Raw genomic sequence first — 15,374 nt, 5'->3', positions numbered from 1 at the left:
CTGATTCTAAGGATCATGCGTTGACTGAGCAGTTGCGACTGATGGCGGTGCACGCCCATCCTGACGACGAGTCGAGCAAGGGTGCGGCGGCCATGGCCAAGTACGTGGCCGAAGGCGTGGACGTGCTGGTGGCCACGTGCACCGGCGGTGAGCGGGGATCCATCCTCAACCCCAAGCTCCAGGGTGACACGTACATCGAAGAGAACATGCACGAGGTGCGGGCCAAGGAGATGGCCGAGGCCCGGGAGATCCTCGGGGTGCGGCAGGCGTGGCTCGGCTTCGTCGACTCCGGGCTCCCGGAGGGCGACCCGCTGCCCCCGCTGCCCGAGGGGTGCTTCGCGCTGTGCGACGTGGACGAGGCGGCCGGTGCGCTGGTGAAGCTGATCCGGGAGTTCCGGCCGCACGTGATCACCACGTACGACGAGAACGGCGGGTACCCGCACCCCGACCACATCATGACCCACAAGATCAGCATGGTGGCGTTCGAGGCGGCCGGCGACCCGGCCCGGTACCCGGGCACCGGCGAGCCGTGGCAGCCACTGAAGCTGTACTACAACCAGGGCTTCAACCGGCCCAGGATCGAGACCATGCACCAGGCGATGCTGGACCTGGGCCTGGAGTCCCCCTACGGTGACTGGCTCAAGCGTTGGGACGAGAGCGACTACCCCGAGCGCACCCTGACCACCCGGGTGCCGTGCGGGGAGTACTTCCCGGTGCGGGACAAGGCCCTGATCGCCCACGCCACCCAGATCGACCCGGACGGTCCGTGGTTCCGCATCCCGATCGAGGTGCAGCAGGAGGTGTGGCCCACGGAGGACTTCGAGCTGGCCAAGTCACTGGTGGACACCACACTGCCGGAGGACGACCTGTTCGCCGGGGTTCGCTGAGCGCCGTCGGCGGTGGGGCTCCCCGGGGCCCCACCGGCCGTCCGGAGGGGCTGGCCGGGGGGCCGGCCCGGGGGAGTGGAGAATGGGAGGCATGAATGCCTCGATGGCCAACCTCGTCCCACTCGCCGAGCAACTGGACAAGAACAAGGTCACGCCCGGTGTGCTGGGCTTCCTGGTGGTCGCCGCCATGGGCGTGGCGCTGTGGTTCCTGCTGAAGAACATGAACAAGCAGTTCGGCAAGGTCAACTTCACTGAGGAGCCCGAGCCGGGGGAGGAACGCGGAACGGAGCGGACGCCCGGCACCCAGAGCGGCTCCGCCAAGCCGGCCTGAGCGGCGGGCACCTCCCGTCCTCTCTCCCTTCCACCGGCCGGACGGCACCCCCTCGTCCAGATTCCGGATTCCAGGCCGAGGCCCTGGCCCTGGGCAAAGTCCATCCAGCAGCCGACCTGACCCGTGCCGGACAGCGAGCGGCAGCCGGCAGGGCGGCGCTCACCCCCTGATCGGCGTGCCCATGACGTCGCGCGCGCCGCGGGAGGGGGTCAGGCCCAGGCGCCACACCGGCCAGGGCCCGTCACCGTGGGTCTCCAGCCAGGGCCCGTCCATCCAGCGGCGGGCGTGCTCCCGCACCGTCGGGTGACAGCCGGGGGCCTCGAGTAGTCCCGCCAGCGTCTCGTGGGCCGTGCGCAGCCCGTCGTCCGACGTCAGCGGGGCCAGCGTGCAGAGCAGGAACGTCGCCCAGGAGGCACCCCTGCCGTCCCGCAGCCCGTCGAAGAGCTCGCGGGCGTCCTGGAGCACGTCCACCGCCCGGGAGATCCGGCCGCACCCCGCGTCGACCACCGCGAGCTCCACGCACGACCACGCCTCACCGTGGGGCAGTCCCACTGCCCGGAAGTCCTGCCGGGCCTCGTGCAGCAACTGGCGGGCGAAGCCGGTGTTCCGCAACGACCCCGACCGTCCGGCGAGACGGTCCCTGGTGACCCGCCCGAAGTGGTGCCGGGCACAGGCGTGCCCGTACCGGTCGCCCATCGTGCTGAACATGTGCCGGGCCCGACTCAGCGCGTCCTCCGCGCGGTCGAGCCGCCCCGCGTCCTCGAGCGCCTGCCCCAGGTAGTAGAGGGTCCACGCCTCGCCACGGGCGTCCTCCTGTTCCCTGTGCCGCGTCCTGGCCCCGTTCAGCTCGAGCACCGCCCGCTCGGCCTCACCGCGCAGCAGCCGGGCCCGGCCGAGCTGGGTCAGCGCCCACGCCTCGCCGCGGGCGTCCCGGGTCATGCGGTACAGCTCCTGGCTCAGCCAGAGCTGCTCCTCCGCCTCGGCCACCTCGCCGATCCGCAGGTGCACCTGGCCGAGTTGCAGGCAGGTCCACGCCTGCCCGTGCAGGCTCTCCGTCTCCTCGTGCAGCCGCTGCGCCTCGTGCAGCAGCCGCCACGCCTCGTCCAGCTCCCCCCGGTCGCGCAACACCGCTCCCAGCGCGTGCAGGGTCCAGGCCCGGTCGCCGCGCTGGTCCTCCGGCTGCTGGAGCTCCAGGGCCTCACGCAGCTTGGCGGTGGCCTCCGGGAGGTTGCCCCGGTGGTGCAGGGTGATGCCGAGGCTGCACAGCGCCCGGGCGGCTCCTGCCTCGTTGTGCCCCTCCCGGTACACGCTCACCAGGGAGCTGAGCGTGGTCCTCGCCCGGTCGAGCTGCCCGAGCTGCCGGGCGGCGATCCCGGTGCGCAGCCGCACCGAGCGGACCACCGGCTCACCCAGCCCCCGGGCCAGCTCGGCGATCTCCCCCAACCGGTACAGGTCCCCGCGCAGCAGGCAGTAGTCGCACAGCGCCTCGACCAGCCGTTGCACCGCTGCCGGGTCCACGTCGTCGGCCTGCCGCAACGCGGCGGTGATCAGACCGCTCTCCTCGTCGAGCCAGTTCAACGCCGCGGGCAGCCCCTCGTCGCCCCGCCGGAAGGGCACCCGCGAGGCGCCCGGGGCGGAACGCAGCATCGAGCGCACCGTGCGGGCGGACGACGCGCCCTCCACCCGGTGGATGACCCGCTCCGCCAGTTCCGCGTAGTCCCTGACCAGCCGTTCCTGGGCGGCGGAGCGCTGCTGCGCGGAGTCCTCCTCGGCCAGTTGCCGAAGGGCGAAGGCACGGAGCATGTCGGGCAGCCGGAACCGGCCGCCCGACACCTCCTCCACCATCCGGGCCCGACACAGCGCGTCCAGGTGGGTGGCCGCCGCCCGCTGCGTGGCCTTGCCGCCCGCGGCCGGGGAATCGTCCGGGTCGAGCAGCGCGGCGGCCGCGGCCGCTCCGAGGGTGCCCGAGCCGATCAGGGCCAACCGGCGGAAGAGCTGCTGGGCGACCGGCTCCAGAGTGAGGTAGCCGTACCGCAGCACGGCCTGCGGGTCCTCGGGGCCCCCGAACGGGTCACCGGCTCCTGCTCCCCGGGCCACCGCGGCACCCGCCATGCACAGTGCGAGCGGCAGGCCCTGTGCGGCCCGCAGCAGCGCCCGGTCCCCGGCCGAACCCGGCTCCCGACCCGCGACGGCGGCGAACAGCTCCTCGGCCTCGGCGTCCGTGAGGGCGCCCACGGCCAGTCGGTGGGTGGTGAACTGGTCACCGAGGTCGAGTGGCTCCCGGCTGGTGATCAGCACCAGGCTCGGGGAGCGGACCGGGACCAGCGGCCGTACCTGGGCCGCGTCCGCCGCGTCGTCGAGGATCAGTACCGCGGGCTGGTGGGTCAGGTGCTCCTGGTACTGCTGACGGAGCCGCCGCACATGGGTGTCCCGGGAGGCGGGATCGCGGAAGAGCAGGTCCTGCTTGGGCGCCCCGAGCTGGTTCAGCAGCCGTAGCAGCGCGTCGCGGGTGGACAGCGGAGCAGCGGCGTCGTCCCCCGCTTCGGCGCCCCCGCCCCGCAGGCTGACCAGGCAGCGGCTGTGGTACCGCTCGCCCAGCAGCTCCGCGGCGGCCACCGCGAGAGCGGTCCGGCCGGCACCGGGAGGGCCGTGCAGCACCACGACGCACGGTGACGGCAGTCCTCCGGGGGCACCGTCCGGCCGGGCCCAGCCGCTGACGCGTGCGAGGGCGGAGTCCCGGCCGAGGAACGGGCCCCGGCGGACGGGGAGGTGGAGGGAGGCCGAGGTGGGGGTGCGGTCACGGCGGGGGAGGGGCAACCGGCGGGACGACGCCGGAGGGGCGTCGGGCGCCCCTTCCCCGGAGGGACCGCCGGGCACCTCCTCGGGGGTGCCTGTCCCGTGGGCCGCACCGCCCTCGGGAGCGACGTCACCCGAAGGCGACATGCCGTTCGGGTGTTCGGATGCTGGCTCGGGTCCTCCGGTGCTCGACGGACGTCCACCGGTCACGGTGGCGTGGGGCCCCACCCGGGGGTCACCCCCGCGCGCCGGTGGGCTGTGGAGCCGTGACGCGGCCCCGGCCTCGGGCAACGCCTCGGGGTCGGCGGTGTCGTGGGGCGCGGCCGAGGGGCCGGAGTGGTCCTGGCCGGCGGTGGTGTCCGGCGTCTCAGCATGCGGCGGGGTCTCGAACAGCGCTTGACCCTCGCTGAACTGCTCCTTGAGGGTGCGCTCCATCGCGGCGAGCCAGATCCGTCGCCGCTCCCGCGCCGTGCGCTCCGCCGCAGCGCGGCGGACGTGGCGCGGCTGGTGCAGCAACGCGCCGCCGACGGCGGCCACCGACACCAGCGCCCCCATGCCGACCGCCATCGCAGGACCGGCCCCGGACGCCAGCTCCACGGTCAGCCCCACGGCGCCGAAACCGGCCCCGGCCACGCTCGCGGTCCTGGCCGGGAACCGCCCGAGCGCACGCCCCTCGGCCACCGAGCGCAGATAGGCGGCGTACTCGGCGCGGGTCCCCGTGGCGACCCTCTCCGCGGCGGCGTGGGCGTGCCGGCGCGCGGCGGGGTCGTTGGTGGCCCGCTCCACCAGTCGTCGGAACGCGTGGAGGTCCTCGGGCCGGGCGAACGGAGCGCCACCGCCCCGTTCGGTCCCCCGGCCCCCGTCGGGCCCCTCTCGCGGGACGCCGCCCACCGCGGCCCCCCGGGCGGCCTCCTCGCCGCTGACCTGCTGCTTCGCAGCATGATCGGTCAACGCCACGGGGCGCGTCCCGTCCGCCGCGCCATTCGTTGTGCCCTGGTCCGTCCCGGTGTCGCGCCACTGGTTCTCGGGACCCGGGTGCTCACCACCCTGCCGCCGCCCGGACATCTGGCCTCCTCCGTGTCCTGGGCAGCTCGCGTCCGGTGCGGCCCGCGCCCGCTGGACGCGGTCGGTGCCGCCGCCGCGCGACGCGGGGGACGGGCTACCCACTCACCAGGACGCGCCGGCGTTGAGTGCCCGTTCCGGTCCCTGCCAGGTGAAGTTCCATCCCCTCAACTCCGCCCGCTGCAAGGCCCCCCGGCAGACCTCGACGGCCGCGTCCTCCGCGGCCTCGGCGCCGTTCGCATGCATGAACAGAACCGCATAGACCCCGAAAGGGGTTGCTTCCGTGTAGATATGCTCAAGACCATTGTGTGGAGCCGCGGTTGACTGCACATGATGGGCGATGTCCGGAGCCGCCTCCGCTCCATCGTATGAGTGGAATCGGGCGGTAAAGGCGTACATGGAGGTCATCTCCCGGAATGTGAGATGGCGGAGTCTTAGGACCGAATGCGTACTGGGCAGCGGACGAGCGGGGAGCCTACGATGCCAAGACCTCGGAGTCGTCCGGCATGAGGTTCAGGAGGCCTAAGTGCTGCACGTGTTCGGGATAAGCGACCGGGCGGAGGCGGTGTACCGCGTGATGCTCTCCGACCCGAGTCTCGGCGTGTCCGACCTCGCAGGGCGCCTGTCGATCACACCCGAGGACGTGCGCTCGGCCTTCGACGAGCTGGCACGGGCCGCGTTGCTGCGCCCCTCGCTGACCACCCCGGACCAGTGGCGGGCGGTGAGCCCGGAGGCCGGGCTCGAAGCCGTGCTCGCCCGTCAGGAAGCGGAGTTGGTGGCCCAGCGCAACCGCATCGAGGAGGCGCGGGCCGCGGCGGCGGCGCTGATGGCGGAGTACACCAAGCTCAGGCCCGGCTGGCAGTACGCCGAGGTGGAGCAGCTCATCGGGGTGGCGGCGGTCCGCGAGCGGATCGGCGAGCTCGCGCCCACGGTGGGCAGCGAGGTGCTCAACTTCCAACCCGGTGGCGGTCAGTCGCAGGACAGCCTGGACGCCAGCAGCCCGCACGACGAGCACATGCTCCAGCGTGGTGTGCGGCTCCGTTACGTCTACCTGGACAGCGTGCGCAACGACCCCCGGACGTTGAGTTACGTCCGCTGGTTGACCGAGCTCGGCGGCGAGATCCGCACCGTCCCGGCACTGCCCATGCGCATGATCGTCTACGACCGGAAGCTCGGCATCGTGCCGATCGACATGGACGACAGCCGGGCCGGGGGCGTGCTGATCCACGGGCCCGGCATGATCACCGCGCTCACGGCGCTCTTCGAGCACGTGTGGATGAACGCGGTACCGCTCGGCGACCAGCGCCGGCACCGGGCCAAGGGCACCGCGGAGGAGCCGAGCAGCCAGGAACGGGAGATGCTGCGCCTGTTGGCCCAGGGGCTGACGGATGAGCTGGTCGCCCGGAAGCTGGGCGTGTCCGTGCGGACCATGCGCCGGGTTGCCGCGGCCCTGATGGAACGCCTCGGTGCGCGCAGTCGCTTCCAGGCGGGTGCGCTCGCTGCCTCCAAGGGGTGGATCGACCTCGACTAACGCGGCGGTGACCGACGGGCGTCGGGCAGCTCGGGTGGAGGGGGACGGTGCCCTGACAGACCCCATTCAGGCCATCCTTCGCTTCCCCCGGCTCTCCTCGGGTGCCCGGAGCTGAGTGACCTGCGCCGTTCCGGTCTCGTCGCCGCGCAGCAGGTTGACCGCCTCGACGACCTCCCTGACCGCCTCGGTGAGCTGTCGGACGATCAGCTCCCGGTCGTCGGTCCAGGGCACCTCGCGCAGGAACGCGTCCAGCCTCCCGCGCGCCCGCCACGCCTTGTGCCTGGCGAAGTCCACGTACCGGCACAGCCTCTCCACCTGCGTCTCCGGGTCGAAGAGGTGGTCGGTGTCGGTCTCGTCGGGGAAGTAGGTGCGGTTGGGGGCGGTGTGCTCCGGGTCCGGGCTGTCGTAGCAGGAACCCAGGGTGTACCGCTCGCCCGGTGTCCACAGCGGCTCGTCCCGGTGGACCAGGGCGGAGCCCTGCATCAGCACCGCGTACCCGGGACCCGGCAGCACCGGGGAGACCACCCGGTCGGCGGGCAGGCACAGGCGGTTGCGGGCGTACCCGGCCGCCTCCTGCCGGGTGCCGTGGAAGTACTGGAAGCGGCCCCCGTCCAGGTGGCTGGGGTCGTGGACCACGAGCAGCATGGACAGGCCGGTGTCGTCGTGGTGCCAGCCCTCGATGGCCTGCTCCGGTTGGGGGTGGACGTAGTTGATCTGCGCCAGGTTGAACGGCAGGGCCGTGGGCACCAGGTCGGTCCCGGCGATCTCACTGAAGAACGCCGCCACCTCGGGGGAGAGCGACAGGTCGCGCAGGAAGCGGGAACGGTACACCGCGCCGTGCAGCACCGGGGCGACGCGGGGGTCGGGGCTGTGCACCGCGTGTGGCAACAGCCGTTTGATGACCTTGCGGGTCTTCTCCACCCCGGTGTCGGACAGCACCCGCAGCGCTGAGGTGACCGCGAGGGGGGAGGGGAAGTCGATCTCGAACCCCGTGTCGTACCCCAGGTCACGCAGGTTGGTCAGCTCCTGTGGAGGCTCGAGCTGAAGGTCGGTCCGCGGGTCGAACTCGGGCTCGTCTTCCAGGTACGAGTAGCCGGGCGGCGCCTCGCCCGGGAAGAAGTGCGGCTCGGTCAGCATGGAGGGGGACTCTCCTTCGCTTGAGCAAATGGCAGGAGCGGGGCCGGCGGGTGGCACGCCGGCCCCGCTCCTGGGCGCAGGGTCCTGCCGTGACACACACGGTTGCCCTGCGGCCCCCTGCACTCTTTCCGCCGGCCACGGCCACGTTGGGTGTCGGGTCGTAGGAACCTCCGCTACGGAGGATCTCGAGCGGGCGTTGCGTCAGTGCCCGCAGCACATGCGGGGGAAGCGGCGGAGCGCTGACGCTGAGCGCGGGGAAGCTGCTCGGTGGGGTGTCGATCGGGACTCGGATCTGCCCGGCGCCGACAGGGTGGAGGCTGTCGTCCGCGGCGCCGTGTCAAGAGGCACGTCAAAGGTGCGGCGCACACGCCATGCCTGCACGCCGCCCGGTGACCTGCGCGGATGAGGGGTGAGGAGTCAGTCCCAGCCGTTGCCGTTGGTGCTGAGGCTGTCCCAGCCGTTGCCGTTCATGCTGTCCCAGCCGTTGGCGGCGACGACGCTGTCCCAGCCGTTGCCGTTGGGCGAGGTGGGTGTGGTCGCGGCCTGGGCGGCAGTGGAGAGTCCGGCGCCCACGGCGATGGCAGCAGCGAAGGTGACAGCCACACGCTTGACGAGCTTGGTGGACATCGGTGGAGCCTCCTGTACGCAAATATGTTCATGCATCCGTCCGACCCCCGTGGCCATAAACTTTCGTCGTTCGAGCGAGTTCTGTCATCCTTGCGGGCTGTCAGTCTCCTGCACGGCAGGAGACTGACAGGATGGGGTGATGTCCAACCGACTGGCCCAAGCAACCTCCCCCTACCTGCTGCAACACGCCGACAACCCGGTCGACTGGTGGCCCTGGTCCGCGGAGGCGTTCGCGGAGGCCGAGCGGCGCGGGGTACCGGTTTTCCTGAGCGTCGGGTACGCGGCCTGCCACTGGTGCCACGTGATGGCGCACGAGTCGTTCGAGGACGAGACGATCGCCGCCTACCTGAACGAGCACTTCGTGTCGGTGAAGGTGGACCGCGAGGAACGGCCCGATGTGGACGCGGTCTACATGGAGGCGGTGCAGGCCGCCACCGGGCAGGGCGGGTGGCCGATGACCGTGTTCCTGATGCCCGGCGGCGAGCCGTTCTACTTCGGCACCTACTTCCCGCCGGCGCCGCGCAGTGGGCTGCCGTCGTTCCGGCACGTCATCGAGGGCGTGGCCACCGCCTGGCAGTACCGCAGGGACGAGATCGCCGAGATGGCGGAACAGGTGGTGTCCACCCTCGCCGGGCGCGCCCTCGCGTATGACCAGGGGACACCCGTGCCGGGCCCGGACGACCTGCACACCGCGCTGCTCACGCTGACCCGGGAGTTCGACGGGACCCACGGCGGTTTCGGCACGGAGCCCAAGTTCCCGCCGTCGATGGTGCTGGAGTTCCTGTTGCGGCACCATGCGCGCACCGGTGCCCCGGCCGCGTTGGAGATGGTGGAGCGCACCTGTGCCGCGATGGCCAGGGGAGGCATCTACGACCAGCTCGGAGGGGGGTTCGCCCGGTACTCGGTGGACGCCGAGTGGCGCGTGCCACACTTCGAAAAGATGCTCTATGACAACGCGTTGCTGCTGCGGGTGTACACCCACCTGTGGCGGGCCACCGGATCGGGCCTCGCCCGCCGGGTCGCGTTGGAGACCGCTGACTTCATGGTCCGGGAGCTGCGCACGGACCACGGCGGGTTCGCCTCGGCGCTCGACGCGGACAGCCCGGATGCCAAGGGGCACCCCTCGGAGGGCGCCTACTACGTGTGGACCAGGAAGCAGTTGGCCGAGGCGCTGGGTCCGCAGGAGGGCGCGTGGGCGGCCGAGCGGTACGGGGTCACCGAGCGGGGCACCTTCGAACCCGGAACCTCGGTGCTGACGCTGGCGGAGGGGGACCCCGACCCCCGGACGCGGGCGGCGCTGCTCGAGGCCCGGGGCAGGCGGGAACGCCCGGCCCGCGACGACAAGGTGGTGGCCGCCTGGAACGGGCTGGCCATCGCGGCGCTGGCGGAGGCCGGTGCGCTGTTCGACCGGCCCGACCTGACGGCGTGCGCAGTGGCAGCCGCCGACCTGCTGGTCAGCGTGCACCTGGGAGCCGGGATGGACGCGGCGGGACGGCCCGAGCCGGTCCGTCTGGTGCGGACCTCAAGGGACGGGCGGGCCGGGGAGAGCGCCGGGGTGCTCGAGGACTACGGCGACGTGGCCGAGGGGTTCCTGACCCTGCACGCGGTCACCGGGGACACCGCCTGGCTGACCTTCGCCGGACTGCTGTTGGACACCGTGCTGGACCGGTTCGCAGCCCCGGACGGCACCCTGTTCGACACGGCCGACGACGCCGAACCGTTGATCCGCCGCCCCCAGGACCCCACCGACAACGCCACCCCCTCCGGCTGGACGGCCGCGGCGGGCGCCCTGCTCAGCTACGCGGCCCTCACCGGCTCGGCCCGGCACCGGCAGGCCGCGGAACGGGCCCTCGGGGTGGTGCGGCTGCTGGCCGACAGGGCACCGAGGTTCGTCGGCTGGGGCCTGGCCGTGGCCGAGGCGTGGCAGGACGGACCGCGCGAGATCGCGGTGGTGGGCCCCGCGGGCGATCCGGCCACCCTCGCCCTGCACCGCGCCGCGCTGGCCGGAACGGCCCCCGGAGCGGTGGTCGCGGTGGGCGAGCCGGGCGCCGAGGACGCCGCGCCGGTACTACTCGACCGCACCCTGCTCAACGGCCGTCCAGCGGCCTACGTGTGCCGGAACTTCACCTGCGACCTGCCCACGGTGGACCCGCGGGCGCTGACCGAGCGGCTGAGCCACTGAGGGACGCCGGTCCGCCGCGACCGGTGGCGGGGCCGGCCGGATCACGGGGCCAGGCCCCGGGCGAGCACGTCGAGCGCGCGGTCGATGTCGTCCAGGAGCTGGGTGCTCGTCCCGTCCTCGGGCCAGCCGAAGCACGCCTCGTTGACGGCGGCGAGCAGCGCCCCGCAGACCACCCGGACCTCCAGACTGGTCTCCGGGAGCCCGGTGCGTTCCGCCATGATCTCGCGGAGCATCGCCAGCGACTCCTCCAGGCACTGGGCCATCCGGAACCGCAGCGCCGGGACCTCGCGGAACAGCCGGGTGCGGACGCGGGCCTCGGTGTCGTAGCGCTCGAGGTACGCACCGAACAACGCCCGGGTCACCGTGCGGACGGACTCGATGACCGGCTCGTCGGGGGGTCTGGCCCGCAGCGCGTCCTTGATCAGGACGTCGTACTCGGCGGTGAGGACGACGTCCTCCTTGGAGGGGAAGTAGCGGAAGAAGGTGCTGAGGGAGACCTCCGCGGCGGCGCAGACCTGTTCCACGGTGGTGGCCTCGAAACCCTGTTCCTGGAAGAGCCGGTAGGCCTCCCGGCGGATGGCCAGCCGAGTCCTGGTCTTCTTGCGCTCCCGCAGGCCGGAGCCCGTGCGGGAGGGGGTGGGCGCGGTCATGGGGACTCCTCCGTGGGCACCCCGGGGACGGGGAGGAACGGGTTCTGCAGGGAGGGGAGCGGCGAGAGGCGTCGTCGGGGCGCACCGCCGTCCACCCGCGGCGCGGGACGGGTGCCTGCCGGATTTGGCGTAACTACGACGGGTGTTCGAGCAGGATTGTCGGTGGGGTCTGTCACTGTGGGTTTGGCAGCGGTATGCCATGAGTGACGGAAACTGGAGTTGGCGGACGGCAGTCGGACGAAGGGGGATGGTATGAAAGCGAATCTCCGTCTTGGGGCCGGTGTGGGCGCGGGGTTGCTCGCGGTCGGCTACCTCCTCGGTGGGGGTCCGGCCGTACTGGGCCTGATGCTCGTCGGGACCGCCGTGGCAGCCGGTTACGCGTCCTCGCCCTCCAGGGCCACGCACCGGGCGGTGCGCACGGCCCTGGTAGCCGGCGACTGCCCGCGCTGTCACCGCTTGGGGGGCGACCGCTGGGTGGCCCACTGGCACGGCGGCTTCGGGCAGTCGGCGCGGAGTTGGTCACGCTTGCGAGTAGGCCACCAGGGAGATGCCCACATAGTGGGTGATGAACGCCGCCAGGGTGAAGGAGTGGAACACCTCGTGGAAGCCGAACCACCGAGGTGACGGGTTCGGTCGCTTGATGCCGTAGATGACCCCGCCGGCGCTGTAGAGCAGCCCGCCGACGACCACGAGCACCAGGACGGTGATGCCACCGGTCCGCAGGAAGTCGGGCAGGAAGAACACCGCGGCCCAGCCCAGTGCGATGTAGCACGGGGTGTAGAGCCAGCGGGGCGCGCCGACCCACAGCACCCGGAAGGCGATGCCGGCCAGTGCTCCCATCCACACCAGCCACAGCAGCAGCTTCCCGCGGCCGTTGGGCATCAGCAGGATGGTCAGCGGGGTGTAGGTGCCCGCGATGATCAGGAAGATGTTGGCGTGGTCGAGTCGGCGCAGTATGGCGTTGCCCCGCGGCCCCCAGCGCCCCCGGTGGTACAGGGCGCTGACGCCGAACAGCAGGCAGGCGGTCACCGCGTAGACGGAGCAGGCGGCGCGGGCCCGGGTGGATTCCGCCAGGGCGATCAGGACGCTTCCGGCGACGACCGACGCGGGGAACATGCCGGCGTGCAGCCAGCCGCGCAGCTTGGGCTTGGTCACGGCCAACGTGGCCTGGACCGGCGCGGGCCCCGGGATCGTTCCGGTGGTGGGGGCGGTGGGGGCGTCCGACGCAGCCGGTGCGTCGGGCGAGGTCTCCTCGGCTGTCATAGGGAAACTTTAACTACGCCGCCTCGGACACCTGCTCGGTCATTGGGGTGAGCGCTCCTCCTCGTGCCCGCCGGGCCGCGGTGGACGGCGGACGTCGACCGGCGCGTTCCCCCGTCCGGCGTCCACCGGACGGGGCGTTGGACGGGGCGGTCGGACGGGCGGGCGGCAGGTCGGCGCACTGCGGGCGCGTTCCTGGTGGGCGCCGTCCCCCGGGCGCCGCGCCCCATGCCCTTGTGGACAGGCGGTCCGGTCCCCTTGAATGCTGATCGACGAGCATGGTTGATACCGGACGGAAGCCATGAAGCGCCCGGGTCGACGCCCCCAAGGGGTTTGTTCCACCATGCGGACACAAGCGGTAGCATCCGCAAAACCCTCAAATTCTGTCGCCGATTCGTGCGGAATCGGCGGAACGGAGCAATCGTGGCGCGCAATATTGCGGCTCCCACCAACAGTGCGACCCCGCCGGAGGCCACCTCCGGCGGCGACCCCACCCTCCCCGGTCCTGCCCACACCAACGGCACCCGTACCGCCGGCGACGCCGGCTCCCCCGGGGGCACCAGCCGTGCCGCACACCCGGCGCCGACCCGCCACCAGGGACTGCTCGACTGGGTCCGGGAGATCGCCGCACTCACCGAACCCGACGAGGTGGTCTGGTGCGACGGTTCGGAGGAGGAGTACCAGCGACTGTGCGACCTGCTGGTCGACAGGGGCACCTTCCGGCGGCTGGACCCGGTGCGGCGGCCGAACTCCTTCCACGCCGCGTCGGACCCGTCCGACGTGGCCAGGGTCGAGGACCGGACGTTCATCTGCTCGCAGCGGCAGGAGGACGCGGGGCCGACCAACAACTGGAAGCACCCCGACGAGATGCGGGAGATCTTCGCGGACATCTTCAAGGGCGCGATGCGGGGCCGGACCATGTACGTGGTCCCGTTCTGCATGGGGCCGCTGGGCTCCCCCCTGTCCGCGCTCGGGGTGGAGATCACCGATTCCCCGTACGTGGCGGTCTCCATGCGCACCATGACCCGGATGGGCGCCCCGGTGCTCGAGCAGCTCGGCGACGACGGGCAGTTCGTCCGCGCGGTGCACTCCCTCGGCGCCCCGCTGGAGCCCGGTCAGGCCGACGTGCCCTGGCCGTGCAACACCACCAAGTACATCTCGCACTTCCCGGAGACCCGGGAGATCTGGTCCTACGGGTCCGGCTACGGCGGCAATGCCCTGCTGGGCAAGAAGTGCTACGCCCTGCGCATCGCCTCGGTGATGGCCCGGGACGAGGGGTGGCTGGCGGAGCACATGCTGGTGCTCAAGCTCACCCCGCCCCAGGGCGAGCCGCGGTACGTGGCCGCCGCCTTCCCCTCCGCGTGCGGCAAGACCAACCTGGCCATGCTGGAGCCCACCATCAGCGGCTGGACGGTCGAGACCATCGGCGACGACATCGCCTGGATGCGCTTCGACGAGGAGGGCAGGCTACGGGCGATCAACCCGGAGGCGGGCTTCTTCGGGGTGGCCCCCGGCACCGGTGAGCGCACCAACGCCAACGCCATGAAGACCCTGTTCGGCAACGCGGTCTTCACCAACGTCGCGCTGACCGACGACGGCGACGTCTGGTGGGAGGGCATGACCGACGAGGCCCCGGACCACCTCACCGACTGGAAGGGCCAGGACTGGACGCCGGGCACCGGCACCCCCGCCGCGCACCCCAACGCCCGGTTCACCGTGCCCGCCGCCCAGTGCCCCACCATCGCGCCGGAGTGGGAGGACCCCCGGGGCGTACCCATCTCGGCCATCCTGTTCGGTGGGCGCAGGGCGAGCGCGGTGCCGCTGGTCACCGAGTCGTTCGACTGGCAGCACGGTGTCTTCCTCGGTGCCAACGTGGCCAGTGAGAAGACGGCCGCGGCCGAGGGCAAGGTGGGTGAGCTCCGCCGGGACCCGTTCGCCATGCTGCCGTTCTGCGGCTACAACATGGGCGACTACTTCGCGCACTGGCTGCGCATGGGTGAGCGCACCGATCCCGCCGCGTTGCCGAGGATCTACTACGTCAACTGGTTCCGCAAGGACGCGGACGGCCGGTTCCTGTGGCCGGGCTTCGGCGAGAACAGCCGGGTGCTGAAGTGGATCGTGGAGCGGCTCAACGGCCAGGCCGAGGGCGTGCGCACCGCGATCGGCACCCTGCCGACCACAAAGGCCCTGGACACCGAGGGCCTGGACATCGCCGCCGACGACCTCGACCTGCTGCTCTCGGTCGATCCCGAGGTGTGGCGCGAGGAGGCGGCGCTGATCCCCGACCACCTGAACACCTTCGGCGAGCACACCCCGCCGGAGCTCTGGGAGGAGTACCGCAACCTCGTCGAGCGCCTCGCCTGAGCATCCGGGGCCGCCCGCCCGGGCGGCCCCGGGCCGGACTAGCGGAGCGCCTGCGGTCAGGCGGCCGTGGGCACCGCCTTGAGGGCCGCCGCGTGGGCGTCCATGCGGCGGCAGGCGAGCATGGCGGTGGTGGTGTCCTGCCGGGAGGCGGCGACCAGCAGCACCCGCCCGGCGATGGTGTGCGCCTGGCGGTGCAGTGCGGCGAGCACCGCCACGGGGCCTCCGGCCGGGCGGCTGCCCTCCCAGATCCGCACCGGTGAGGTCTCCGGGCTGAGCTCGTTGATCCGCTGGGCGATCTGGTGCGCGGCCTCGTCCAGTTCGGGGGAGCCACCGTCCTCGCGGAGCTCGTCGGTGACGGCGAGCAGCGCGGCCAGGTGGCCGGCGAGCTGGACGCGCAGGTGTTCGGCGCGCGGCTGGCGGGGCACCGCGGCCCCGGCCAGCGGCCCACCCCGGTCCGAGGGCAAGCCCGGGGAGTGCACCGGCCTTGTGCGAATCGGTTCGTACACGGTGACCTCCGACGACGGGGAGAGCCTGGGCGCGGCTTCCT

General features: G+C 72.3%; 12 protein-coding genes. 5 read left to right on the top strand and 7 right to left on the bottom strand.

The annotated features are described in order from the left end of the window. Positions 1-20 precede the first annotated feature (20 nt). Together mca and A3IG_RS0102075 are read left to right on the top strand one after the other, a co-directional pair. Positions 21-887, top strand: a complete 867-nt coding sequence (gene mca / locus A3IG_RS0102080) for a mycothiol conjugate amidase Mca (protein ID WP_026219807.1) — start codon at positions 21-23, stop codon at positions 885-887. 82 nt (positions 888-969) lie between these two features. Continuing rightward, positions 970-1,218 (top strand): hypothetical protein, encoded by a 249-nt coding sequence (locus tag A3IG_RS0102075; RefSeq protein ID WP_407701002.1) that lies wholly within the window; start codon positions 970-972, stop codon positions 1,216-1,218. Positions 1,219-1,377: 159 nt separating this feature from the next. Here the strand turns inward: A3IG_RS0102075 and A3IG_RS28255 are convergent, their stop codons facing one another. Then, positions 1,378-4,965 carry a tetratricopeptide repeat protein gene (locus A3IG_RS28255; protein WP_244885031.1) on the bottom strand — a complete coding sequence of 1,196 codons (3,588 nt, stop codon included), beginning with the start codon at positions 4,963-4,965 and terminating at the stop codon, positions 1,378-1,380. A 216-nt stretch (positions 4,966-5,181) separates the two neighbouring features. Then, a complete protein-coding gene (locus tag A3IG_RS34040) occupies positions 5,182-5,484 on the bottom strand; it encodes a hypothetical protein (RefSeq protein ID WP_157862351.1) in 303 nt (100 codons plus the stop codon). Between the two features lie 118 nt (positions 5,485-5,602). Between A3IG_RS34040 and A3IG_RS0102060 the strand changes: the two genes are divergently transcribed. Then, positions 5,603-6,607, top strand: a complete 1,005-nt coding sequence (locus A3IG_RS0102060; protein WP_018381885.1) for a helix-turn-helix domain-containing protein — start codon at positions 5,603-5,605, stop codon at positions 6,605-6,607. Between the two features lie 66 nt (positions 6,608-6,673). Here A3IG_RS0102060 and A3IG_RS0102055 read toward each other — a convergent pair whose 3' ends face one another. Together A3IG_RS0102055 and A3IG_RS0102050 are read right to left on the bottom strand one after the other, a co-directional pair. Further along, positions 6,674-7,744, bottom strand: a complete 1,071-nt coding sequence (locus A3IG_RS0102055) for a HalD/BesD family halogenase (protein ID WP_018381884.1) — start codon at positions 7,742-7,744, stop codon at positions 6,674-6,676. A gap of 417 nt (positions 7,745-8,161) precedes the next feature. Further along, a complete protein-coding gene (locus A3IG_RS0102050) occupies positions 8,162-8,371 on the bottom strand; it encodes a hypothetical protein (protein ID WP_018381883.1) in 210 nt (69 codons plus the stop codon). Positions 8,372-8,510: 139 nt separating this feature from the next. Here A3IG_RS0102050 and A3IG_RS0102045 point away from each other — a divergent pair, with 139 nt between their 5' ends. Continuing rightward, positions 8,511-10,553 (top strand): thioredoxin domain-containing protein, encoded by a 2,043-nt coding sequence (locus A3IG_RS0102045; RefSeq protein ID WP_018381882.1) that lies wholly within the window; start codon positions 8,511-8,513, stop codon positions 10,551-10,553. A 41-nt stretch (positions 10,554-10,594) separates the two neighbouring features. On the opposite strand, the gene A3IG_RS0102040 is transcribed toward A3IG_RS0102045, so the two are convergent. Both A3IG_RS0102040 and trhA read right to left on the bottom strand, forming a co-directional pair. Next, positions 10,595-11,203 (bottom strand): acyl-CoA-like ligand-binding transcription factor, encoded by a 609-nt coding sequence (locus tag A3IG_RS0102040; protein ID WP_018381881.1) that lies wholly within the window; start codon positions 11,201-11,203, stop codon positions 10,595-10,597. 519 nt (positions 11,204-11,722) lie between these two features. Then, positions 11,723-12,466 carry a PAQR family membrane homeostasis protein TrhA gene (trhA, locus tag A3IG_RS0102035; protein WP_018381880.1) on the bottom strand — a complete coding sequence of 248 codons (744 nt, stop codon included), beginning with the start codon at positions 12,464-12,466 and terminating at the stop codon, positions 11,723-11,725. A 420-nt stretch (positions 12,467-12,886) separates the two neighbouring features. Here trhA and A3IG_RS0102030 point away from each other — a divergent pair, with 420 nt between their 5' ends. After that, on the top strand, positions 12,887-14,827 hold the full coding sequence (locus A3IG_RS0102030; RefSeq protein WP_018381879.1) for a phosphoenolpyruvate carboxykinase (GTP): 1,941 nt from the start codon (positions 12,887-12,889) through the stop codon (positions 14,825-14,827). Between the two features lie 56 nt (positions 14,828-14,883). On the opposite strand, the gene A3IG_RS0102025 is transcribed toward A3IG_RS0102030, so the two are convergent. Further along, the gene (locus tag A3IG_RS0102025) at positions 14,884-15,333 is read right to left on the bottom strand and encodes an SCO4983 family protein (protein WP_026219804.1); all 450 of its coding nucleotides are present in this window, start codon (positions 15,331-15,333) and stop codon (positions 14,884-14,886) included. Positions 15,334-15,374 lie beyond the last annotated feature (41 nt).

The organism is Wenjunlia vitaminophila DSM 41686 (assembly GCF_000380165.1).
Lineage (GTDB): Bacteria > Actinomycetota > Actinomycetes > Streptomycetales > Streptomycetaceae > Wenjunlia > Wenjunlia vitaminophila.
This window is presented reverse-complemented; position numbering and strand designations above follow the sequence as displayed.

Excerpts from the sequence above, each read along its gene's own strand:
- A3IG_RS0102075 (WP_407701002.1), top strand. The coding sequence starts at position 970 with ATGGGAGGCATGAATGCCTCGATGGCCAACCTCGTCCCACTCGCCGAG.
- A3IG_RS34040 (WP_157862351.1), bottom strand. The coding sequence starts at position 5,484 with ATGACCTCCATGTACGCCTTTACCGCCCGATTCCACTCATACGATGGA.
- A3IG_RS0102055 (WP_018381884.1), bottom strand. The coding sequence starts at position 7,744 with ATGCTGACCGAGCCGCACTTCTTCCCGGGCGAGGCGCCGCCCGGCTAC.
- A3IG_RS0102050 (WP_018381883.1), bottom strand. The coding sequence starts at position 8,371 with ATGTCCACCAAGCTCGTCAAGCGTGTGGCTGTCACCTTCGCTGCTGCC.
- A3IG_RS0102045 (WP_018381882.1), top strand. The coding sequence starts at position 8,511 with ATGTCCAACCGACTGGCCCAAGCAACCTCCCCCTACCTGCTGCAACAC.
- A3IG_RS0102040 (WP_018381881.1), bottom strand. The coding sequence starts at position 11,203 with ATGACCGCGCCCACCCCCTCCCGCACGGGCTCCGGCCTGCGGGAGCGC.
- trhA (WP_018381880.1), bottom strand. The coding sequence starts at position 12,466 with ATGACAGCCGAGGAGACCTCGCCCGACGCACCGGCTGCGTCGGACGCC.